20 protein-coding genes and 1 tRNA gene are annotated in these 22,321 nt (G+C 59.7%); 12 read left to right on the top strand and 9 right to left on the bottom strand.

Annotated features, from left to right (window positions below):
- Nucleotides 1–44: 44 nt before the first annotated feature.
- The 3 genes from CGA21_RS22850 to CGA21_RS22840 form a co-directional block, all read right to left on the bottom strand.
- Nucleotides 45–2,393 (bottom strand): FdhF/YdeP family oxidoreductase, encoded by a 2,349-nt coding sequence (locus CGA21_RS22850; RefSeq protein ID WP_188265097.1) that lies wholly within the window; start codon nucleotides 2,391–2,393, stop codon nucleotides 45–47.
- Nucleotides 2,390–3,229, bottom strand: coding sequence for a formate dehydrogenase accessory sulfurtransferase FdhD (gene fdhD, locus CGA21_RS22845; RefSeq protein WP_188265096.1), 840 nt, complete (start codon nucleotides 3,227–3,229; stop codon nucleotides 2,390–2,392). The genes CGA21_RS22850 and fdhD overlap by 4 nt, the downstream gene beginning before the upstream one ends.
- 92 nt (nucleotides 3,230–3,321) lie before the next feature.
- The gene (locus CGA21_RS22840; protein WP_110751899.1) at nucleotides 3,322–4,209 is read right to left on the bottom strand and encodes a LysR family transcriptional regulator; all 888 of its coding nucleotides are present in this window, start codon (nucleotides 4,207–4,209) and stop codon (nucleotides 3,322–3,324) included.
- A 129-nt stretch (nucleotides 4,210–4,338) separates the two neighbouring features.
- Between CGA21_RS22840 and lysM the strand changes: the two genes are divergently transcribed.
- On the top strand, nucleotides 4,339–4,788 hold the full coding sequence (gene lysM, locus CGA21_RS22835; protein WP_020795775.1) for a peptidoglycan-binding protein LysM: 450 nt from the start codon (nucleotides 4,339–4,341) through the stop codon (nucleotides 4,786–4,788).
- 99 nt (nucleotides 4,789–4,887) lie between these two features.
- On the opposite strand, the gene yrfG is transcribed toward lysM, so the two are convergent.
- Nucleotides 4,888–5,550 (bottom strand): GMP/IMP nucleotidase, encoded by a 663-nt coding sequence (gene yrfG / locus CGA21_RS22830; RefSeq protein ID WP_110751901.1) that lies wholly within the window; start codon nucleotides 5,548–5,550, stop codon nucleotides 4,888–4,890.
- Between the two features lie 90 nt (nucleotides 5,551–5,640).
- Here yrfG and nudE point away from each other — a divergent pair, with 90 nt between their 5' ends.
- Both nudE and cysQ read left to right on the top strand, forming a co-directional pair.
- A complete protein-coding gene (nudE, locus tag CGA21_RS22825) occupies nucleotides 5,641–6,207 on the top strand; it encodes an ADP compounds hydrolase NudE (protein ID WP_110751903.1) in 567 nt (188 codons plus the stop codon).
- Nucleotides 6,204–7,031 (top strand): 3'(2'),5'-bisphosphate nucleotidase CysQ, encoded by an 828-nt coding sequence (gene cysQ, locus CGA21_RS22820; RefSeq protein ID WP_188265095.1) that lies wholly within the window; start codon nucleotides 6,204–6,206, stop codon nucleotides 7,029–7,031. Before nudE ends, cysQ begins: the two co-directional genes overlap by 4 nt.
- Before the next feature lie 82 nt (nucleotides 7,032–7,113).
- Here the strand turns inward: cysQ and CGA21_RS22815 are convergent, their stop codons facing one another.
- The 4 genes from CGA21_RS22815 to rfbC form a co-directional block, all read right to left on the bottom strand.
- Complete coding sequence (locus tag CGA21_RS22815) at nucleotides 7,114–7,569, bottom strand: YiiD C-terminal domain-containing protein (protein ID WP_110751907.1); 456 nt, start codon at nucleotides 7,567–7,569, stop codon at nucleotides 7,114–7,116.
- Nucleotides 7,570–7,609: 40 nt separating this feature from the next.
- Nucleotides 7,610–9,004 (bottom strand): sigma-54-dependent transcriptional regulator, encoded by a 1,395-nt coding sequence (locus CGA21_RS22810; protein WP_110751909.1) that lies wholly within the window; start codon nucleotides 9,002–9,004, stop codon nucleotides 7,610–7,612.
- Nucleotides 9,001–10,809, bottom strand: a complete 1,809-nt coding sequence (locus CGA21_RS22805) for an ATP-binding protein (protein WP_188265094.1) — start codon at nucleotides 10,807–10,809, stop codon at nucleotides 9,001–9,003. Before CGA21_RS22805 ends, CGA21_RS22810 begins: the two co-directional genes overlap by 4 nt.
- 87 nt (nucleotides 10,810–10,896) lie before the next feature.
- Nucleotides 10,897–11,442 (bottom strand): dTDP-4-dehydrorhamnose 3,5-epimerase, encoded by a 546-nt coding sequence (rfbC, locus tag CGA21_RS22800; protein WP_020795768.1) that lies wholly within the window; start codon nucleotides 11,440–11,442, stop codon nucleotides 10,897–10,899.
- A 186-nt stretch (nucleotides 11,443–11,628) separates the two neighbouring features.
- Between rfbC and CGA21_RS22795 the strand changes: the two genes are divergently transcribed.
- The 9 genes from CGA21_RS22795 to CGA21_RS22755 all read left to right on the top strand — a co-directional run bounded on the left by CGA21_RS22795 (nucleotide 11,629) and on the right by CGA21_RS22755 (nucleotide 22,130).
- The gene (locus CGA21_RS22795; protein ID WP_188265093.1) at nucleotides 11,629–14,541 is read left to right on the top strand and encodes an aminotransferase; all 2,913 of its coding nucleotides are present in this window, start codon (nucleotides 11,629–11,631) and stop codon (nucleotides 14,539–14,541) included.
- Nucleotides 14,542–14,814: 273 nt separating this feature from the next.
- Nucleotides 14,815–15,693 (top strand): N-carbamoylputrescine amidase, encoded by an 879-nt coding sequence (aguB, locus tag CGA21_RS22790; protein ID WP_188265092.1) that lies wholly within the window; start codon nucleotides 14,815–14,817, stop codon nucleotides 15,691–15,693.
- A 5-nt stretch (nucleotides 15,694–15,698) separates the two neighbouring features.
- The gene (aguA, locus tag CGA21_RS22785) at nucleotides 15,699–16,805 is read left to right on the top strand and encodes an agmatine deiminase (protein WP_188265091.1); all 1,107 of its coding nucleotides are present in this window, start codon (nucleotides 15,699–15,701) and stop codon (nucleotides 16,803–16,805) included.
- 246 nt (nucleotides 16,806–17,051) lie between these two features.
- Nucleotides 17,052–17,264, top strand: a complete 213-nt coding sequence (locus CGA21_RS22780; RefSeq protein WP_110751915.1) for a hypothetical protein — start codon at nucleotides 17,052–17,054, stop codon at nucleotides 17,262–17,264.
- A gap of 352 nt (nucleotides 17,265–17,616) precedes the next feature.
- Complete coding sequence (locus tag CGA21_RS22775; RefSeq protein WP_110751917.1) at nucleotides 17,617–18,903, top strand: OprD family porin; 1,287 nt, start codon at nucleotides 17,617–17,619, stop codon at nucleotides 18,901–18,903.
- Between the two features lie 272 nt (nucleotides 18,904–19,175).
- Nucleotides 19,176–20,327 (top strand): protein adenylyltransferase Fic, encoded by a 1,152-nt coding sequence (gene fic, locus CGA21_RS22770; protein WP_188265090.1) that lies wholly within the window; start codon nucleotides 19,176–19,178, stop codon nucleotides 20,325–20,327.
- Nucleotides 20,328–20,514: 187 nt separating this feature from the next.
- A complete protein-coding gene (locus CGA21_RS22765) occupies nucleotides 20,515–20,733 on the top strand; it encodes a tautomerase family protein (protein ID WP_188265089.1) in 219 nt (72 codons plus the stop codon).
- Complete coding sequence (locus CGA21_RS22760; protein ID WP_110751921.1) at nucleotides 20,730–21,374, top strand: DsbA family oxidoreductase; 645 nt, start codon at nucleotides 20,730–20,732, stop codon at nucleotides 21,372–21,374. Before CGA21_RS22765 ends, CGA21_RS22760 begins: the two co-directional genes overlap by 4 nt.
- A gap of 45 nt (nucleotides 21,375–21,419) precedes the next feature.
- Nucleotides 21,420–22,130, top strand: coding sequence for an SDR family NAD(P)-dependent oxidoreductase (locus CGA21_RS22755; RefSeq protein ID WP_020795757.1), 711 nt, complete (start codon nucleotides 21,420–21,422; stop codon nucleotides 22,128–22,130).
- A 66-nt stretch (nucleotides 22,131–22,196) separates the two neighbouring features.
- Here CGA21_RS22755 and CGA21_RS22750 read toward each other — a convergent pair.
- Nucleotides 22,197–22,272: transfer RNA gene (locus CGA21_RS22750), tRNA-Thr, on the bottom strand.
- Nucleotides 22,273–22,321 lie beyond the last annotated feature (49 nt).

Raw genomic sequence — 22,321 nt, 5'->3', positions numbered from 1 at the left:
GATCAGCGTAGGAGCTGCCGAAGGCTGCGATCTTTGATTTTGCTTTAAGCAGACTTTGCCATGATCAATCCGGTCTCACTCGCCGCTTCCAGCCGGATCGCCACGAACTTGGATGTTGGTGTATGGCTGCCATCCCCGGTGCTTTCCAGCGGCACCAGCGGGTTCACTTCCGGATAGTACGCCGCTGCTTGCCCCGCTGGAATATCAAATGCCAGCAGCGTGAAGCCTTTCACCCGGCGCTCAAGTCCGTCATCCCAGATTGAAACGATATCGGCCTTCTGCCCCGGCTTGAAGCCCAGGCGAATGATGTCGGCTTCGTTGACGAACAGCACGTCACGCTGCCCCTTCACTCCGCGATAACGGTCATTGAGGCCATAGATCGTGGTGTTGTACTGATCGTGGGAGCGCATCGATTGCATGATCAGGTCCGGCAACACACCGGTAGCACGGGTGCGCTCATGCACCAGGTCCTTGGGCAACGCATTTGGGCGGAAATTGGCCCGGCCTGATGCAGTGTTCCACTTGCGCGCACCGGCGCTGTTGCCCAGGTAGAACCCGCCCGGGTTCTTGACTCTCTCGTTGAAGTCCTTGAAGCCGGGAATGGTATCGGCAATCAAGTCGCGGATGCGGCTGTAGTCTGCCACCAGCCAGTTCCAGTCCACCGGCTGGTTGCCCAGCGTGGCTGCCGCGATGCCTGCCAGGATCGCTGGCTCAGAACGCATCTGCTGCGAGAGCGGCTCCAGCTGGCCATTGGAGGCGTGGACCATGCTGAACGAGTCTTCGACGGTCACCGCTTGAGGACCTTGGGTTTGCCGGTCGATATCGGTCCGGCCCAGGCACGGCAGAATCAGGGCCTCTTTACCGTGCGTCAGGTGGCTGCGGTTGAGCTTGGTGCTGATCTGCACGGTCAGGTCGCAGTTGCGCAGGGCCTGGAAGGTACGCGGGCTGTCTGGAGTCGCTTGAGCGAAGTTGCCGCCCAGACCGATGAAAACCTTGGCCCGACCTTCGGCCATGGCATGAATCGCCTCGACCACGTTGTGGCCGTTTTCGCGCGGCACCTTGAACTGGAAGCGTCGTTCCAGGGCATCGAGGAATGCCACGGGTGGACGTTCGTTGATGCCCATGGTCCGGTCACCCTGCACGTTGCTATGGCCACGCACCGGGCACAGGCCGGCGCCTGGCCGACCGATGTTGCCGCGCAGCAACATCAGGTTGGCGATTTCCTGGATGGTCGCTACCGAATGGCGATGCTGGGTGATCCCCATGGCCCAGCACATGATGACGTTCTTGCCCTTGGCATACATGCGCGCCGCTTGTTCGATTTCCACCAGAGGCAGTCCCGACTGCTCGACGATCTGTTGCCATGGGGTGTCGTCGATGGCGGCCAGGTAGTCCAGGACATTGACGCTGTGTTCATTGAGGAAGGCGTGATCGAACACCGCAGGCTCACCCGCTTTCTGTGCGTCGCGTTCCCATTGCAGCAGGAATTTGGCCATGCCGCGCATGATCGCCATGTCGCCGCCCAATGCCGGTCGGAAGAACGCGGTATTGGTCGGTTTGTCGCCGTTGGTAAGCATTTCAATCGCGTGTTGCGGGTGCTGGAAGCGTTCCAGGCCGCGCTCTTTAAGCGGGTTGATGCACACCACCTGGGCGCCGCGTTTGACTGCCTCTCGCAACGGTTCGAGCATCCGTGGATGGTTGGTGCCGGGGTTCTGGCCCCAGACGAAAATGGCATCGGCGTGTTCGAAATCGTCGAAGGTGACGGTGCCTTTGCCGACGCCGACACTTTGCGCCAATGCCACGCCGCTAGCCTCGTGGCACATATTCGAACAGTCAGGGAAGTTGTTGGTGCCGTAGGCGCGCACGAACAGCTGGTACAAAAAGGCTGCTTCGTTACTGGCCCGGCCCGAGGTGTAGAACTCGGCCTGATTCGGGCTCGACAAGCCGTTCAGATGTTTGGCGATCAGCGCAAAGGCGGCGTCCCAACTGATCGGCTTGTAGCGATCGGTCTCTGCGTCATAGCTCATCGGCTCGGTCAGCCGACCCTGATACTCAAGCCAGTAGTCGCTTTGTTCGAGCAACGACGTGACGCTGTGCCTGGCGAAAAACTTGGCATCGACGCGGCGCTTGGTCGCTTCCCAGTTCACCGCTTTGGCGCCGTTCTCGCAGAACATCACCATGCCGCCTTCATTGGAATCGCCCCAGGCGCAACCGGGGCAGTCGAAGCCGCCGGTCTTGTTGGTCTTGAGCATCATGCGCAGGTTTTTCAGCGCGTTGTCGCTGGTCAACCAGGCCTGGGCGACGCTGATCAGTGCGCCCCAGCCTCCGGCCGGGCCTTTGTAGGGTTTGTAGCGAGGGACGGGTGTCTGGTCGGCTTGACGGTGTTGACTCACGCTTGGTTCTCCAACGCTGGGCTGTAGACCCGCGGCGCATTCTTTTGTGGCAGATGAATGAGATTGAGGTTGTGGCGACGGGCCCATTGCACAGCGAGCCCGGTGGGCGAAGACAGGCTGACCAGAGTCTGGATGCCGGCGCGCAAGACTTTCTGGATCAATTCGAGGCTGCATCGACTGGTGACAATCGCCAGTCCGCCAGCCGTCGAAATGTTTTGGCGGACCAAGCCGCCAATCAATTTATCCAGCGCGTTGTGCCGGCCGATATCTTCGCGACCCAGCAACAGTTGGCCTTGGTCGTTCATGAACACGGCCGCATGCACCGCCCCGCAGTGCTGGCCAAGTGGCTGGAACGCGCTGATGCGCTGGCGCAGGCCGTCCAGCCATTCAGCCGGTGGCAGGGGCGCGCCGGGCAATACTTCGAGCTCGGGCAATGCCTGCTCCACCGCTTCCACACCACAGAGCCCGCAACCGCTGGTACCGGCCAGCTGCCGACGCTGTTGCTTGAGGTTCCAGAACGCGCGATTGGCGATGGTCACCTGCGCGTACTGCGCTGAGCCCGAGCCGCTGAGTTGCAGGTCATAGATATCCGAGGCGTCCTGGATAATGCCGCTGCCCAGGCTGAAGCCGACGATGAAATCTTCAAGGTCGGTGGGCGTCACCAGCATCACCGCCTGGCTGATACCGTTAAAGGCAATCGCCAACGCGACTTCCTCGGCCAGCGCGGTGCTGGCTGACTCCGAGTGCTCGAGGTTGCTGTAGCTATAGGTGTGGCTGGCGGCGGGCGCAGGCGTTTCGAGGGCAGGCGCCGCGCAGGCTGGGCGCTTGGCGTTCATGGCATCACCGAGGGATTGATCAGCTTTAAGACTAGGCGCGGCAACTTGCCACGTCTAATTGCTATTACTGATCTACCGATAGATGCCCTCGATCAAGCGCCGATCAGTGATTGTTGATAAACCGCGAAACAGGCTTCAGCCAGGGCCGAACGTGGCGCGCTGCGGCGCATGATCAGGCCCAGCCGGCCAAGGGTTTGGGCGTTTTCGATCGGTTGCAGGCGCAAGTGCTCGGTCAGCCCTTCCAGTCCACCGTCCAACGGCATCACCGCGCAGCACAAGCCGCCATGCACAGCTTGTAACAGTTGATGCACGGCATCGGTTTGCAACAAAGGTTGTGGGTTGAGGCCGCGGCTGTGGAAGTTGTGGTCGATGGATTGGCGAAAGTGCATGCCGCTGGTGAGCATGCCCAGCGGCAACTCGATCAACGATTCCCAGCTCAGCGGTGCTTCGCCAAAGGTAAAGAAGCGCTGATCGTAGAGCAGGCCCATGCGGGTTTCACTGAAGGCGAAGGAGTCGAAACGCTCGGCATCCAGGCGTTCGAGGTAGGACACGCCGAGGTCCAGGCGATTGTTCGCCAGCTGTTCGAGGATCTGCTCGGAGCTCAGCGCCGAGAGTTCAAAGCGCAGGTTCGGGTGTTCTGCGTGCAGGCGCTGCATCAGCGGCAACGGATCGAAACTCGACAGCGGCACCACGCCCAGGCGCAAGGTGCCGACCAGATTGCCGCGACAGGCCGCCGCCTCGGCGTACAGGCCGTCATAGGCTGCCAAGACGGTGCGCGCCCAGGCCAGCACCCTCTCGCCAGGTGCAGTAAAGCCTTCAAAGCGCTGGCCGCGATTGACCAGTGGCAGATCGAGTTCTTCCTCGAGGCTGCGCAGGCGCATGGACAGGGTCGGCTGGGTAATATGGCAGCGTGCGGCGGCTTGGCCGAAATGGCGGGTTTCATCCAGAGCGATGAGGAATTTCAGCTGCTTGATGTCCATCTTCGCTCCAGGCTGCGGGAAGGGGTCGATTCTAGCGCAAGCGGCGTCATTGGTCGGTTTGGATTGGCAAACGGCTGCCGTGGTCTAGGCTTTTGCGTCTGGAACCCGAAACCCAAGGAGAGCGAAACAATGAGCCTGTTCAGTTTTCTCAAAGAAGCCGGTGAAAAAATTCTCGACGCGTTGACGCCGGACAAGGCTGAAGCCAACAGCGAGGCATTGACCAAGCATGTACAGAGTGCGTTGACGGGGATCGATACTTCCAAGATTCAGGTGAAGGTCGAGGGCGATAAGGTCATCGCCAGCGGCGAAGCGAAGACGCAGGAAGAGAAGGAAAAAATTCTCCTGACGCTGGGCAACGTGGCGGGTGTCAGCGGTGTTGAAGACCAGATCACCGTGACCGGTCCAGTGGTCGTGGCCGCGAAGTTTGTCGTGGTCGAGAAGGGCGACACCTTGAGCGCCATTTCCCTGCGCGTGTACGGCAATGCCAACCTGTACAACAAAATCTTCGAAGCCAACAAACCGATGCTCAAGGATGTGAACAAGATCTATCCGGGGCAATCGCTGCGGATTCCTGAATAATGTGAGGCCCTGTAGGAGCTGCCGCAGGCTGCGATCTTTTGATCTGGTTTTTTACGATCAAAGTCAAAAGATCGCAGCCTGCGGCAGCTCCTACAGGAATCAAAGGCCAGTTATCAAATCCCGATAATCCCCGACCGCCGCAAATTCTCCCGTGTCCTTGGGCCCTTTACGGCTATCCGGCTCTTTCACCGCCAGTAAATGCGCCACGCCGAACTCCCGGGCACTGCGCAGGATCGGCAGTGTGTCGTCGATAAACAGGCTGCGCGCCGGGTCGAAGTCGATGTCGGCCTGCAAGGCATCCCAGAACTGCGGGTTTTCCTTGGGGAAACCGTAATCGTGGGAGCTGATCAAACGTTCGAAATACGGCGCCAGCTCGATTCTTTCCAGCTTCAATGACAGCGAATCGCGATGCGCATTGGTGATCAGCACCACACGCTTGCCTGCACGCTTGATCGCCGCCAGGAAGGTGTCCGCATCCGGGCGCAAGGCGATCAGATGAGCCGTTTCCAGTTTCAGCTCGCGCACGGGTAGTTTCAGTTCGGTACTCCAGAAATCCAGGCAGTACCACTGCAGCTGACCGGCATTGCGTTCAAATAACGGCTGCAATTCCAGTTCGGCCATTGCCCGGCTCACCCCGTGCAGTTCGGCATAACGCTGGGGCAAGTGCTCCAGCCAGAAATGGTTGTCGAAGTGCAGGTCCAGCAGCGTGCCGTCCATGTCCAGCAGAACGGTATCGATGTCGTGCCAGGGCAGCAGGGACATAAAAACTTCTCCAACGGTAAAAAAAGGTATCCGGGGACAACAATCAGGATAGGCCGGGTATAGTAACCCGCTATCGCCCAGGAGCCGCTCATGCGCCAGAAACCCACCATCCTCGCCCGCGAGATTGTCGCCACCAGCCGTTTGTTCTGCGTCGAGGAGCTGAAGCTGCGTTTTTCCAACGGCGTAGAGCGCACCTATGAGCGATTGGTCGGCAAGGGCGCAGGCTATGGTGCCGTGATGATCGTGGCGATGCTCGATGCCGACCATGCCGTATTGGTCGAAGAGTACTGCGGCGGTACCGATGCATACGAATTATCCCTGCCTAAAGGCTTGATCGAGCCAGGCGAGGACGTTTTGGCGGCAGCCGAACGCGAGCTCAAGGAAGAGGCAGGTTATGGCGCGCGACAGTTGGAACATCTGACCGAGCTGTCGTTGTCACCTGGTTACATGAGCCAGAAAATCCAGGTGGTGTTGGCCACTGATCTGTACGAAGAGCGCCTGGAAGGTGACGAGCCGGAGCCGATGGGCGTGGACAAGATCAACCTGCGCGAATTGTCGGCGCTGGCGCAGAACCCGAAGTTCACTGAAGGCCGTGCCTTGGCGGCGTTGTACCTGGCCCGTGACCTGCTGATCCAGCGCGGGGTGTTCCAGCCATGAATTTTCCCCATCCGTTGATGGCGCCGGTGGTCGAGCTGGCATTGAAGGCCGGCGAGGCGATCTTGCCGTTTTGGCGCGTCGGCACGGCGGTGACTGCCAAGACTGACGATTCACCCGTGACTGCCGCAGACATGGCTGCTCACCATCTGATTCTGGCCGGGCTGACGGCGCTTGATCCGAGTATTCCGGTGTTGTCCGAAGAAGACGCCAACATCCCGCAGAGTGTTCGCGCCAGTTGGCAGCGCTGGTGGTTGGTCGATCCGTTGGACGGGACCAAGGAATTCATCAGCGGCAGCGAAGAGTTCACCGTCAACATCGCGTTGATCGAACAGGGGCGCGTGGTATTTGGCGTGGTGTCGATGCCGACTAGCGGGCGTTACTATGTCGGAGGCTCCGAGCTCGGCGCGTGGCGTTGCGATCAGGGGGGTACGCCCGTGGCGATTCAGGTGCGTGAGGTGCTGGAGCCTGGCCAACCGTTCACCGTGGTGGCCAGCCGTCGCCATTCCAGTCCACAACAGGAACGCTTGCTGGCCGGATTGAGTGCCAGCCTGGGTGAACTGGTACTGGCCAGTATCGGCAGCTCCCTGAAATTCTGCCTGTTGGCCGAGGGGGCGGCGGATTGTTATCCACGGCTGGCGCCGACTTCGCAGTGGGACACGGCGGCGGCGCAAGGCGTGCTGGAAGGGGCGGGTGGCGAGGTGCTGGATCTCAATGGCGCTCCGTTCTGCTATCCAGCGCGGGAATCGCTGCTGAACGAATTTTTCCTCGCACTGCCGGCCAAGGCTACATGGCGGGAGAAACTGTTGGCGCTGGCTCGAGATTAAAATCAAAAGATCGCAGCCTGCGGCAGCTCCTACAGGTATACACATAACCCTGTAGGAGCTGCCGCAGGCTGCGAACTTTGATTTACCGGTGCAACACGTATTGCCCTTCGAACTTCACCGCATCCTCATCGCTACCCGCGTTCACCACCCGCGTGTGCAGGACCAGCCGCGCCCGTCCGTATCGCTGATACATCGCCAGGAATTTCTTCCACACCTGTGCACCCGGCGCCTGGCAAATGGCATGTGCATCCCCTGTCACCGGCAGCGGGTAGTTGATCTGCCCTTCCTGAATAACGATGTGTCCGTCGGTTATCCCTTCTTCTTTGAGGCGCAGATGCAGCCAGCCCCAACCGGCCAGCACTGCGCCACAATACAGGCTGCCGCCGAACATGGTGCTCTTGTGATTGACGTTGGCGTCCAGCGGCAAGTACAGGCGCAGTTGTTGATCGTGCCAGTCGAGCACCTTCAGGCCCATGTCCCGGGTGAGGGGAATGTCGTGATGGAGGACGGATTCCAGTTGACGACTGTCGCGGCTCATTCAGGGGCCTCTTGTTTGCAGTGGATAAGTGGGCGGTGGCTCAATCGAGGTCGTCGCTGTGGGTGGGGGCGCCACTATCGGCGAAGCTCAAGCCGTGCTTGCGCAATTTGTCATGCAAGGTCTTGCGTGGAATGCCAAGCGCTTCGGCGACGCTGCGCACCGAGCTGTGCGAGCGCGCCAGTTCGGCGGCAATCAAGGTTTTTTCGAAGTTTTCCACTTGCTCGCTCAACCCGCCGCTGACCATTTCTACCGTCGTGCCGACCGTGCCTTGCACCTCGTTGTTATCCAGCGCCAGTTCCAGGCCAAGGGCGAAGCGTTCGGCAGCATTCTGCAACTCGCGCACGTTGCCGGGCCAGGCGTGGCGCAACAGCAGGGCGCGTTGTCCGGGTTGCAGTTCATGGGGCGGCAAGCCGTGGCGGGCGCTGGCTTCATCGGCGAAATGCTGGAACAGCACCAGCGCGTCCTCACCGCGTTCGCGCAGGGGGGGAATGCGCAATGGCGCGACGTTCAGGCGATAGTACAAGTCGGCACGGAATCGGCCCTGATCGGCGGCCTGGCGCAGGTCTTCCTTGGTGGCGGCGATGATGCGGATGTCCAGCGGGATCAGTTGGTTGCCGCCCAGGCGTTCGACCACCCGCTCCTGCAGCAAGCGCAGCAATTTCACCTGGACATCCAGGCTCATGCTTTCGATCTCATCGAGAAACAACGTGCCACCGTTGGCAAATTCGAACTTGCCGATGCGGCGTTTCTGCGCGCCCGTGAAAGCACCGGGCTCATGCCCGAACAACTCGCTTTCGACCACCGACTCGGCCAACGCTCCGGCGTTGATCGCCACGAACGGACCACTGCGCCGACTCGACAGGTCATGCAAGGCTCGTGCGACCACTTCCTTGCCGGCCCCGGTCTCGCCGAGGATCAGCACGTCTGCCCGAGTTGCCGCCAAGGCGCCGATTTGCTCGCGCAGACGCAGCATCGAGGGCGACTGCCCGACCAGGCGCGTGCTCAATTCATTGCGATCGCTCAGGGCCAGGCGCAGGCTGCGGTTGTCCAGCACCAGTCGGCGCAAGGCCAGGGCACGGCGCACGCTGTCGAGCAGCGCATCGCTGGCGAAGGGTTTTTCCAGAAAATCATAGGCACCGGCGCGCATGGCTTGCACCGCCAGCGGCACATCGCCGTGGCCGGTGATCAACAGCACCGGCAGTTCCGGATCCTGGGCGTGGAGTTCGGTCAGCAGTTCGATGCCGTCCATGCCTGGCATGCGAATATCGCTGACGACCACGCCTGGCCAGTCGCGCTCCAGTTGTGCGGCCAGGCCCTTGGCTTCGGCCAGCGGCAGAATCTTCAGGCCGGCGAGGTCCAGGGTCTGGCTCAAGGCCTGGCGCAGGTGGGGATCGTCGTCGATCAACACGACCTGGATGCGATTGTCGATGCTCATGCACTTCGGTCCTCGGACGGTTGCAGGCTCACACCCGGTGCGCCTGCGCGTAGCTTCAGGGTAATCAGGGCGCCGCCCTCCTTGTGGTTGGCGAACGACAGTTCGCCGCCGAAGGCGCGCATCAGGGTCTCGCAGATCGCCAGCCCCAACCCAAGCCCCTGGGTACGGGTCTTGGTGGTGTAGAAGGGCTCGCTGGCGCGGCCCAGGGCCTCCAGGCAGAAACCGGGGCCGTTATCGCGAATGTACAGGTTGACGCCTTCGCCCGTGGATTGGGCACTCAGCCAGAGTTTACGCGGCGGACCTTTTTCCGTCAGGGCATCGAGGGCGTTGGCCAGCAGGTTGCCCAGCACCTGGCGCAGGCGGGTTTCTCCGGCCTCGACCCACAACGTGGCGGCGGGCAAGTCGCGGATCAGCTCGACTTCCATGCTGCGCCGGCGCTTGGCCAACAAGGCCAGGGCATCGTCCAGCGCCGGTTGCAGGGCGACGCTTTCCGGGGCGTGGCGGTCGCGCCGGGCAAAGGCGCGCAGGTGAGCGATGATCGACGCCATGCGCCCGGTCAGTTCGCTGATCAGCTTGAGGTTGCCACGGGCATCGTCGGTGCGCTGGTGGTCGAGCAACACTTCGGCGTTTTCCGCGTAGCTGCGGATGGCTGCCAGCGGTTGGTTGAGCTCGTGGCTGATGCTCGCCGACATCGTTCCCAGCGCCGAGAGCTTGCCAGCCTGCACCAGGTCATCCTGGGCGCGAACCAGTTCTTGCTGGGCCTGTTCGCGCTCCAGCACTTCCTGTTTGAGTCGGCGGTTGAGGCCCTCAAGGTCGCTGGTACGTTCAGCCACCCGGCCTTCCAGTTCGCGTCGGGCCTTGGCTTCGAAGGCGATGCGTTCCAGGTAATGACGGCGGCGTTGCATCATCAGGCCGAGCAACAGCATCAACACCAGCAGCGTCGCGCCACCGATGGCGACCACCGTGCGCACCGGACGATCGATCAGGGTGCGCGGAGCGAGGATGCTGACGTTCCAGCCGGTTTCCGCGATCGGCTGAGTCTGGGTCAACCAGGCATTGGGATTGAGCTTGAGCGGCTTGGGTTCGCGGGTGGGGTAGGGCTGGATCGCGGTAATGGCCTTGCGCTCTTCTTCGCTCAACTCACGGGTCGAACGAAAACGCCATTCCGGCCGCGAGGTGAGGATGACCACGCCGTTGTGATCGGTCAGCAGCAGTTGCTCCGGGGTTTTGCCCCATAGGCTCTCGGTGTGGTCGAGGTCGACCTTGACTACCAGCACGCCGATGATTTTTTCGCCCTCTCGCACGGCGGCGGCAAAGAAGTAGCCCCGTTTGGCGGACGTGGTGCCCAGCCCGAAAAATCGCCCGAGCCGCCCAGCCATGGCTTCGCTGAAGTACGGCCGGAAGGCAAAGTTGCGGCCGACGAAGCTGTCGTGCTTGTCCCAGTTGGAGGCGGCCAGGGTCTTGCCCGTCGTGTCCATCAGGTACATGACTTCGGCGCCGGTCTGGTTACTGATGTTCTTCAGCAGGCGATTGGCGTTGCCTTGGGTGACACCATCGTCTGGCGCGCCAAGCACGGCGCGCAGGGCCGGCAGGTCGCCGAGGATCTGCGGCAGTACTTCATAACGGTGCAGGGTGCCCAGCAGGTTGGCGACGTAGAGATCGAGGGTCTGGCGATTCTGCCCAGCCAATTCGCTGCGGTAATAGCGCTCGGCCAGATGCTCCAGCGGCCACAGCAAGGGCGCCAGGCACAGTGCGAGCAGGGCCAGGCTGCGCCAGCGGGGTCTGCGGGGAAGGGTTGGAGTCATGAGCATCGAGCGCCTGTGGATACAGGTGCATTATGCCTAGGCTTGCCGACGCAGTCTGCGCACCTTGCGGCCGGTGCGAGCGGTGTGTCAGTCGAAGACGTCGGCGTCCTTGAAAAATGCCGCGGCCTGGTCCCTGGCCGACAGTTGCGGCGCAGTATCGAGCGGCCAGTCGATGGCCAGGTCGGGGTCGTCCCAGCGAATGCTGCGTTCGGCCGATGGGTTGTAGTACTCAGTGGTTTTGTACAAAACCTCGGCGAACTCACTCAACACCAGGAAACCGTGGGCGAAACCCTTGGGAATCCACAGTTGGCGATTGTTCTGCGCAGAAAGACGCACGGCAACCCACTGGCCGAAATGTGGCGAACTGCGCCGCACATCAACAGCCACATCAAGGATTTCCCCGGCACAGACCCGAACCAGTTTGTCCTGGGTATTCTCAAGTTGGTAATGCAGCCCGCGCAGCACGCCTTTTTGCGAGCGCGAATGGTTGTCCTGAATGAATTGAGTGCTAAGGCCAGTGGCTTCCTTGAAAACCTTCGCGTTGAAACTTTCGTAGAAAAAACCACGATCGTCACCGAAAACCTTGGGCTCGATGATCAAAACACCGGGCAGGTCGGTGGTCACAACATTCATGGGTTTCTCCAACGATGGGCATTGATGGTCGCCATTCTTGCCCAGAGTGCCTGTAAGGGCGAGTGTCGTGTGCTTTTTTCTTCGAAGTTGACCGATCCAGCCGCTTGCCAGCCGGCTGAAGGGGGGTTGCGTATCGCCCCGAGCAGTGGCGATATAGGCGCCTAATAAAATTTCAGGGGTCGTTGTATGCCGCTCGCCACGTTGATTCATCGCGCCAGTTTGCCCAGCCCGCAAGTCTCTGCCGAGCAAGCGCTTGAGCTTCTGCAGGCGCATTACGGGTTCGACGGTACGTTGCAGGCCCTTGGCAGCCAGCAGGATCTGAACTTTCGCGTCGACAGTGCTCAAGGGCGTTATGTCCTGAAAATCTGCCGGGGCGACTATTCGGCGCTGGAGTTGCAAGCCCAGCATGCCGGGCTCAAGCATCTGGCTGAACATCCTGATGTGCACGTGCCGCGTGTGATTGCGGCGAAAAACGGGGCGGACCTGTTGTCCCTGGAGGTCGCTGGCCAAGCGGTGCATGTGCGTTTGCTGGACTACATCGAGGGCCAGTCCCTGACGCACCTCGAGCATTTCAATCGAACGGTGGTCGCCGGTTTCGGGCGGCTGTGCGGTGAAATGGACCTGGCACTGGCGGATTTTGACCATCCTGGGCTGGTGCGAACCCTGCAGTGGGACGCGCGTCACGCCCACGCACTGATCGCGCATCTGTTGCCGGTGATCAAGGATGAAGCCCAACGCCGACTGATCGTTGAAGCGTCCGAGCAGGCCGAGCGCCATTTGTTGCCGCTGCAAGACAAGTTGCCGGTGCAGGCCATTCACATGGACATCACCGACGACAACGTGGTGTGGCAGCGCGATGCGCAACGCCATTGGCAACTGCAAGGTGTGATCGATTTCGGCGACTTGATCCGAACCTGGCGCATTACCGATCTGTCGGTGACCTGTGCAGCGCTCTTGCATCATGGCGAAGGCGATCCGTTCTGTATTTTGCCAGCGGTACAGGCGTATCACGCGGTCAACCCGTTGCAGCATGAAGAACTGCTGGCGCTGTGGCCGCTGATCGTCGCCCGCGCGGCGGTGCTGGTGCTCAGTGGTGAACAACAGGTGAGCATCGATCCGGGCAATACCTATAGCCGCGACAACCTGGTCCACGAATGGGAGATCTTCCGTGTGGCCACGTCGGTGCCGTTGGCGCTGATGGAAGCGGCCATCCTGTCGGCCGTCGGGCAGAGCCTTCCGGGCATTGGCAGCGAAGGCTTCGCCCCGCTGCTGCCGAGCCTGGTGGGGCGAGAGTTTGCGTTGATCGACCTGGGCGTGCTCAGCCCGCATTTCGAGGCCGGTAACTGGGAGCAGGAAGGCATCGATCAGCGCCTGTTGGATGAGGCCGCCGCTGTCCACGGCCTGGCGGCCAGTCGTTATGGGCAATACCGGTTGTCACGCACGCGCCCGGACACGGCCGGCGAGCCGGACACCTGCCCTCTGCACGTCGAATTGCGCGTACCCCACGGCACGGCCGTCGAAGCGCCGTTCGCCGGGGTGGTGCACCAGCCGATGCCCGGGGTGTTGCAACTGGACGGTCCGCAATTGAGCGTGCGGCTGTGGGGTGTCACGCCATCGCTGCATAGCGGCGCGGCGCTGGTCAAGGGCCAGGTGCTGGGCTCGGTCAGCGGACCGTTGATCGTGCAGCTGTGCCGAGGGGCTTCGTTCAGCGCGCCGTTGTTTTGCACACCTTCACGTGCCGCCGCATGGCAAGCGCTGTGCCCATCGCCCGCGACGCTGCTGGGGCTGGCTTGCGATGCGCAGGAGGAACTCGATTCACAGACCTTGCTGGCCCGCCGTGGCGCCAGTTTCGCCCGCACGCAAAAACACTATTACGTCGACCCGCCGCGCATCGAACGCGGCTGGCGCAACCACCTGATCGACATGCAGGGCCGCTCGTACCTCGACATGCTCAACAACGTCGCGGTACTCGGCCACGGACATCCGCGCATGGCGGCAGTCGCCAGCCGCCAGTGGTCGTTGCTCAACACCAACTCGCGGTTCAACTATGCGGCCGTTGCCGAGTTCTCCGAGCGCCTGCTGAAATTGGCGCCCGAGGGCATGGACCGGGTATTCCTGGTCAACAGCGGCAGCGAAGCCAACGACCTGGCGATTCGCCTGGCGTGGGCCTACAGCGGCGGGCGCGACATGCTCAGCGTGCTGGAGGCCTATCACGGCTGGACCGTAGGCGCGGATGCGGTATCGACTTCGATCGCCGACAACCCCAAGGCCTTGAGCAGCCGCCCGGACTGGGTGCACCCGGTGACCGCGCCGAACACCTATCGCGGTGAATTCCGCGGCCCTGACAGCGCGCCGGACTACGTGCGCAGCGTCGAACACAACCTGGCGAAAATCGCCAGGCAAGATCGTCAACTGGCCGGGTTCATTTGCGAGCCGGTATACGGCAATGCCGGCGGCATCTCCCTGCCACCGGGTTATTTGCAGCAGGTCTACGCAATGGTTCGTGCCCAGGGCGGCGTGTGCATCGCCGACGAAGTGCAGGTTGGCTACGGCCGCATGGGACATTTCTTCTGGGGTTTTGAAGAGCAGGGCGTGGTACCGGACATCATCACCATGGCCAAGGGCATGGGTAACGGACAGCCGCTGGGCGCGGTGATCACCCGCCGGGAAATCGCCGAAGCGCTGGAGGCCGAGGGCTACTTCTTCTCGTCCGCCGGTGGCAGCCCGGTCAGTTGTCAGATCGGCATGGCGGTGCTGGATGTGATGGAGAAGGAAAAACTCTGGGAAAACGCCCAGGTCGTTGGCGGGTACTTCAAGGAGCGACTTGAAGCGCTGATCGATATTCATCCGTTGGTCGGTGCCGTGCACGGCTCCGGGTTCTATCTGGGGGTGGAATTGATCCGCAACCGTGAAACCCTGGAACCGGCCACCGAAGAAACCACCGCGCTGTGCGATCGCTTGCGAGAGCTGGGGATTTTCATGCAACCGACGGGCGATTACCTGAACGTGTTGAAGATCAAGCCGCCGATGGTCACTTCGCGCCAGAGCGTGGATTTCTTCGTGGACATGCTTTCGAAGGTGCTAAGCGAAGGACTGTAAGTATCACCGCTGATCCCCTGTAGGAGCTGCCGCAGGCTGCGATCTTTTGACTTTTTGGCGCCAGTAACGGCTTTGAAGATCAAAAGATCGCAGCCTGCGGCAGCTCCTACATGGGGTATGTGAAAGTCGATTGTTATCGGGTTTAAGTGGGTGATTTAAGACGAAAGGCGAACTAAACGCTTCAAAAGCCGATTTTTATCGGATATAAAGTCGCCAATGCCAGGGTGTGGATGAACCATGCCCGACCGTCACGCACTTGCCCGGAGATGCTTCATGAGCCGTAACGTTACTGTCGCTGCCACGCAAATGGCCTGTTCCTGGGACCTCGAAGGCAACATTGAGGTCGCTGAAAGACTGGTCCGTGAAGCCGCCGCCAAAGGCGCGCAAATCATCCTCATCCAGGAATTGTTCGAAGCGCCGTACTTCTGCCAGAAGCCGAACCCGGATTACCTGCAACTGGCGACAACGGTGGAAGACAACGTCGCCATCAAGCACTTCCAGAAAGTCGCCAAGGAGCTGCAAGTCGTGTTGCCGATCAGCTTCTACGAACTGGCGGGCCGTGCGCGGTTCAACAGCATCGCGATCATCGATGCCGACGGCAGCAACCTCGGGATTTATCGTAAAAGCCACATTCCGGATGGCCCTGGCTATCACGAGAAGTACTACTTCAACCCGGGCGACACCGGGTTCAAGGTGTGGAACACCCGTTACGCGAAAATCGGCGTGGGCATCTGCTGGGACCAGTGGTTCCCCGAGGCTGCGCGCAGCATGGCGCTGCAAGGCGCGGAAATCCTGTTCTACCCGACTGCCATCGGCAGCGAACCCCACGACAAGTCCATTTCGTCCCGTGATCACTGGCAACGCGTGCAACAGGGCCACGCCGGCGCTAACCTGATGCCGCTGATCGCCAGTAATCGCATCGGCAACGAAGAACAAGACGGCTACGACATTACCTTCTATGGTTCTTCGTTCATCGCCAACCAGTTCGGCGAGAAGGTGCAGGAACTCAACGAAACCGAAGAAGGCATCCTGGTTCACACCTTTGACCTCGACCAACTGGAACACATCCGTAGCGCGTGGGGCTCGTTTCGTGACCGTCGTCCGAACTTGTACGGCGCGCTGAAAACCCTCGACGGTACCCTGGAGTCCTGATCGACATGACCACTTTGAAAAGCACCCCTCGCGCAGACGGCTTCTACATGCCGGCCGAGTGGGCACCCCAGACCCAGACCTGGATGATCTGGCCTGAGCGCCCGGACAACTGGCGCCTGGGCGGCAAGCCTGCACAAGCCGCGCACGTCGCGGTGGCCAAGGCTATCGCCCGTTTTGAACCTGTCACCGTGGCGGTGTCCGCCGGCCAATACGAAAACGCCCGTGCACGCCTCGACGTTCCGAACATCCGGGTGGTCGAGATGTCCAGCGACGACGCCTGGGTTCGGGACACCGGCCCGACCTTCGTCATCAACAACAGCGGCGAAGTCCGGGGCGTGAACTGGGATTTCAACGCGTGGGGTGGTTTCGACGGCGGCCTGTATTCGCCGTGGAACCGCGACTCACAAGTGGGCGGCAAGATCCTCGAAATCGAGCGCAGCCCACGTTATCGCACCGAGGGCTTCGTGCTCGAAGGCGGTTCGATCCATGTCGATGGCGAAGGCACGCTGATCACCACTGAAGAATGCCTGCTCAACCGCAATCGCAATCCGCACCTGAACCGTGCAGAAATCGAAGCGGTGCTCAAAGACAATCTGGCTGTGGATAAGATCATCTGGCTGCCGGACGGTCTGTTCAACGACGAAACCGATGGCCATGTGGATAACTTCTGCTGCTATGTGCGGCCGGGTGAAGTGCTGTTGGCCTGGACAGACGATCCACAGGACCCGAACTACCCACGTTGCCAGGCGGCCATGAAGGTGCTGCAAAACAGCACCGACGCTAAGGGCCGCCCGTTCACGGTGCACAAGATGCCGATTCCAGGGCCGCTGTATGCGACCGAGGAGGAATGTGCCGGTGTCGATCCGGTCGACGGGACTCAGGAGCGTAACCCGAGCGTGCGTCTGGCCGGCTCTTACGTCAACTTCCTGATCGTCAACGGCGGCATCATTGCCCCGAGTTTCGACGACCCACTGGATGTTCCGGCAAAAGAGATTTTGCAGACACTGTTCCCGCAGCACGAAGTGGTCATGGTTCCAGGTCGTGAACTGTTACTGGGGGGCGGTAACATTCACTGCCTTACCCAACAGCAGCCAGCGCCACACAAGGAATGAGTGCCCTCGTAACAGCTTGAGATAGTTGCAAAAAAAATCAGGCAAACGTTTTCGCGCACCACCTGGTATAGAGCCCGCAGTCCTTCTGGACGGCGGGCTTTTTTGTATCCGCTCGTCGACATTCAAGGCACCTTGGCATAGCTCTTGTATCGCTCATGGCGCAAAACAGGGAGGGGGAGAACTTAGTTGTTCTGTCATAAACCTTGGATAAGTTAGGCCGCTCGCAAACCAGGAGAGAGCGCTGAAATGAACGCCGATGTGAATGTGGTGAGCGACCGGGCGTTGCATCCCCTGGCGGTAAATGCTGAATCGCTCCAGACTCTGGCGAATTGGTTCAAGTCCAAAGGAACGCGTCAGACCACACATAGTGATCCGCGCCGGACGATGATCGAACGCTACCCCGCTGGTTTATTCAGCGAGGCAGAACTGGATGCGTTATGGGATGTGATGGAAGGATAAGAAGAAAAACAATGGATTGATAAAAGAAAAGCGCTGCCGGGATGGCAGCGCTTTTTTTGTGGGCGCAGGTTGCTTCGCGCCTGACACGGTTTGAGTTTTTCTGCCAAGGAACCTCACTTCTTAGACAATTTACGCCTATTTACAGACGATTCATGAAATTGACATATCGTTAACACCGCAGCTACGATCCGGCCCAACGCCTGTGGCAGACCGCCATGACCGAAAAATAATAAAAGGCCCGCCGCGACTGATCGTGGGCGGGCCTTTTTCTTTGCGGAATGAAAAAAGAGTGCGATAGCGCCGTTTCAGCCGATCGACACAGCGCGTTTCAACCCGTAATAAGGAAAACAACATGTTGAACAAGCGAATCAGCCTGATCGCTCTGGGGATTTTGAGCGCTACGCAGGCCATGGCTAACGACCAGGCCGAATCCAAGGGTTTTGTTGAAGAAAGCAGCCTCAAAGTGCTGCTGCGCAACGCCTACATGAACCGTGACTACAAAGACGGCAACCCGGACAAGTCCGAGTGGGGCCAAGCGGCCATCGGTACATTCTCGTCCGGCTTCACCCAAGGCACCATCGGTGTGGGTGTAGATGCCTTTGGTCTGTACGCGCTCAACCTGGAGCGCAATGAAGACCGTAGCGGCGCCCAAGGCATCGATTTTTTCAAAAAGGGTGCCAGCGGCGAACCGGCTGACGACCTGGCCAAAGCAGGCGCTGCGGTCAAATTCCGCCTGTCCAGCACAACGCTGACTTACGGCGACCAAATGCCGGTCCTGCCGGTACTGAGCTACGACAACGGTCGCCTGCTGCCGGAAAGCTACACCGGCACCCTGATCACCTCCAAGGAGATCAAGGGCCTGGAATTGAACGCCGGTCGCTTCACCGCCGAATCGCGTAAAAGCGCCGAAGGCCATGACAGCGGCGGCCTGAAGTCTATTAATGTGTTGGGCGGCAGCTACCAGTTCACCGAACAATTCAAGGCTGCGTTGTATGCGTCCGACGTCGAAGACGTATTGAAGAAGCAATACGTGAACGCCAACTACGTGTTCCCGATCGACAAGGATCAGTCCCTGACCCTGGACTTCAACGGCTATCGCACCAAGCTGGAAGATTCCTACGTTAGCGACAACAACCTCACCGGCGACGACAACAAGATCTGGAGCCTGGCAGCCACCTTCGCCACCGGCCCACACTCGTTCACCCTGGCGCACCAGCGCAGCACCGGCGACAGCAACCTGGGCTACGCCTACGGCGGCTACCAGAAGGATCAAGGTCGCGTTGGTGACGGTGGCAACACCATCTACCTGGCCAACTCCTACTGGTCGGACTTCAACGCTGAAGACGAACGCAGCTGGCAACTGGGCTACGGCCTGGACTTCAGCACCTTCGGTGTACCGGGCCTGAGCTACAACTTCGCCTATGTACGCGGTGACAACATCACCACCTCCACCAGCGAAGGCGGCACCGAGCGCGAAATCTTCAACCAGTTCAAGTACGTCGTGCAAAGCGGCCCGGCCAAAGACCTGAGCATCAAGCTGCGCAGCTCCATCCTGCGCGTGTCGCAGAAGTCGAGCGAATACAACGTCAGCGGTAACGAAGTGCGTGTGTTCGTGGATTACCCGATCAACGTTTTCTGATGATCGGTAGCAGTGGCGAGGCCTGATTCAAGGCTGAGTAAAAAGAAGCCCCGACTGGTTCGGGGCTTTTTTTCGTGTGCTAAATGGGTCATGTCGTCAAAAGTCGATTTCGGGTACATGTGTTGTGAACGTGTCGTCCGCGGCGACATGTTCCGAGGACGTGTCGCAAAAAGTGGAAAATTGCGACACGTTATGCACTCATGTCTACACTGGCGACATGAGAGAGGTCTATCTCTGCTCAAAAAACATACAAAATGATCAGGAATGCATCCATGACCGAACCGTTGCTGCCATGGCAGGCAGACAGGCCATACAACCAGCTTCCACTGCTGCCGCCGGGAGTCGAGCTGGAAACACGTGCAGTCCTCAAAAAATGTATTGAGGCACGCACGGCCTTGGCCGAGTTGAAACAGGCAGCAGAGTTGATTCCTAACCAGACGGTTCTGATCAATACCATTCCGTTGCTCGAAGCTAAGGCTAGCTCGGAAATAGAAAGCATCGTCACCACCACGGATTTGCTGTTCCAGCATGCCCAAGACACGGAAAACCACGCAGACCCGGCCACCAAAGAAGCGCTGCGCTATCGAACGGCGCTGAGCCAAGGTTTCCAGTCCTTGGCTGAACGTCCGCTATCCACCAACACCGCCGTGGAAATCTGCCGTACGTTGAAGGGCGCGAATCTGGATATTCGCCGCACACCCGGCACGCAGCTCGCCAATGACCGGACCGGTGAGGTCATCTATACCCCGCCCGAAGGAGAAGACCATCTGCGCAACCTTCTCGCCAACTGGGAGCGCTTTCTGCACAACGAAACCGATCTCGATCCACTGGTTCGCATGGCAGTTGGGCATTATCAATTCGAAGCCATCCATCCTTTTGTCGACGGCAATGGTCGTACCGGGCGCGTCATCAATACTCTGTTTCTGATTCAGGAAGGCTTGCTGAACCTGCCAATTCTGTACCTCAGCCGCTACATCATTGCCCAGCGTGCCGATTACTATCGACTCTTGCTGGAGGTGACAACCCAGCAGGCGTGGGAGCCATGGCTGTTGTTCATGCTCAGTGCAGTAGAGGAAACCGCGCGTTGGACGACCGCCAAAATTGCCGCAATCCGCGCATTGTCCGAACACACCACTCAATTTGTGCGTGACCAACTACCCAAAACCTACTCACGGGAGTTGGTGGATGTCATCTTCGAACAGCCCTACTGCCGCATCAGCAACGTGGTCGACAAGAAAGTTGCTCAACGACAGGCTGCTTCACGTCACCTTAAGGATCTCGTGTCCATTGGTGTGTTGGAGGAAATTCAGGTGGGCAAGGAGAAGCTGTTTATCCATCCGAAACTGATGCAGTTGCTAAGCCGCGACAGTAATGAATTTAAACGTTACGCCGACGAACGCGCGAAAATGAAAAGCCCCGAATGACTCGGGGCTTTTTCTTCAGAACGAACGGAGAATATTCCCGGCGGAGCCATCATTGACGCAGGAATCTATTACGCCACGTAACTAATGATGTTCCCGTCCCCACCTTTATCCCCTCCAGCGAACTCCCTACATTGAGCTCCAACGCCTCTCCCATCATCCCGACGGGAAGGTCACTGGAGTTTCCCTCATGCCTTTCGTAAGCGTACGCATCACCCGCGATGGCGTTACCACTGAGCAGAAAGCTCAGGTGATCGCCGAGATCACTGAAACACTGGAACGCGTCCTCAACAAACGCCCTGACCTGACCCACATCGTGATCGAGGAAGTCGACACCGATAACTGGGGCTACGCCGGGATCACTACCACCCAGTACCGCAAGCAACTGGCGGACGAGGGGCAGTTATGACGCCTTCAGTCACCATCGATTTCGTCTCCGATGTGGTGTGCCCATGGTGCGCACTGGGGGCGACGGCGCTGGAGCAGGCGATCGAGAACGTGGCGGGAGAGGTTGCGGTCGAGCTGACCTACAAGCCTTTCGAGCTGAACCCGAACATGCCGCCCGAAGGCGAGAAAGCGGTCGAGCATTTGATGCGCAAATACGGCCGTACCGCCCAGGACGTCGCCAATGGCAAAGCGATGCAGATCGAACGCGGCAATGCCATCGGGTTCAAGTTCGACCTGGAGAAGCGCACCCACTTCTACAACACCTTCGACGCCCACCGGTTGTTGCTCTGGGCACTGGAAGAAGGACGCCAGGTGGCACTGAAGAAGATCCTGCTTCGCGCTTACTTCAGCGAAGGCCAGAACCCGAGCGATCAGCAGACGCTGGTACGGCTGGCGGGTGAAGCCGGACTGGACGAGGGTCGTGCACGCGAGGTGTTGGCGTCTGGCGCTTTTGCTGACGAGGTACGTGAGCTTGAAGCGTTCTATCACCAGCACGGCATCAATTCGGTCCCGGCCCTGGTGCTCAACGGTCGTCACCTGGTGTCCGGTTCGCAGTCGGTCGAGTACTACGAACAGATGTTGAGACAAATGGCGAAAGCCTGATTACCAAGTTTTTTTCAAACCATCATTTATGAGTAGAGGTTCATCATGAGCAATTCGAAAAAAGTCGTTGTCATCACTGGCGCATCCCAAGGTCTGGGCGACGGCATGGTCAAGGCCTTCCGCGAGCTCGGCTACCAGATCGTCGCGACCTCGCGCTCGATCAAGCCATCCACCGATCCAGACATCCTCACCGTGGCCGGCGACATTGGCGAACCAGAGACTGCACAGCGCGTAATCCGTGAAGCGATCGCACGCTTCGGCCGTGTCGACACCCTGATCAACAACGCCGGGATCTTCATCGCCAAGCCGTTCACCCAGTACACCGCTGAAGACTACGCCAACGTGTTGTCGGTGAATGTCAACGGCTTCTTCTACATCACCCAACTGGCCATCGCCGAGATGGAAAAACAAGGCAGCGGCCACGTGGTCAACATCACCACCAGCCTGGTGGACCACGCCATCGACGGCGTCCCATCGGTACTGGCCTCGCTGACCAAAGGTGGCTTGAACGCGGCAACCAAATCCCTGGCCATCGAATACGCCAAGCGCGGCATTCGGGTGAATGCTGTATCGCCTGGCATCATCAAGACCCCAATGCACGGCGAAGAAACCCACGCCGCACTGGGCGCTCTGCATCCGGTCGGGCACATGGGCGAGATCGATGACATCGCCAACGCGGTCGTGTACCTGGACGGCGCCAAGTTCGTCACTGGCGAAATCCTCCACGTGGATGGCGGGCAGAGCGCGGGTCACTAAGATCTGGGTTATCCAGACAGCAGAAACAACAAAGCCCTCGTATTGCTACGAGGGCTTTGTTTTGTATGGTGCCGGCACCAGGAATCGAACCCGGGACCTACTGATTACAAGTCAGTTGCTCTACCATCTGAGCTATACCGGCATGTCAGGGCGACGATTATAGCGATTGGGAAGGTTCTGTAAACCCCTGA

It is taken from the genome of Pseudomonas sp. PSB11 (genome assembly GCF_014596605.1).
Taxonomy (GTDB): domain Bacteria; phylum Pseudomonadota; class Gammaproteobacteria; order Pseudomonadales; family Pseudomonadaceae; genus Aquipseudomonas; species Aquipseudomonas umsongensis.
Note: the sequence above shows the minus strand (reverse complement) of the source record. Positions and strands in the feature narration are given on the sequence as shown.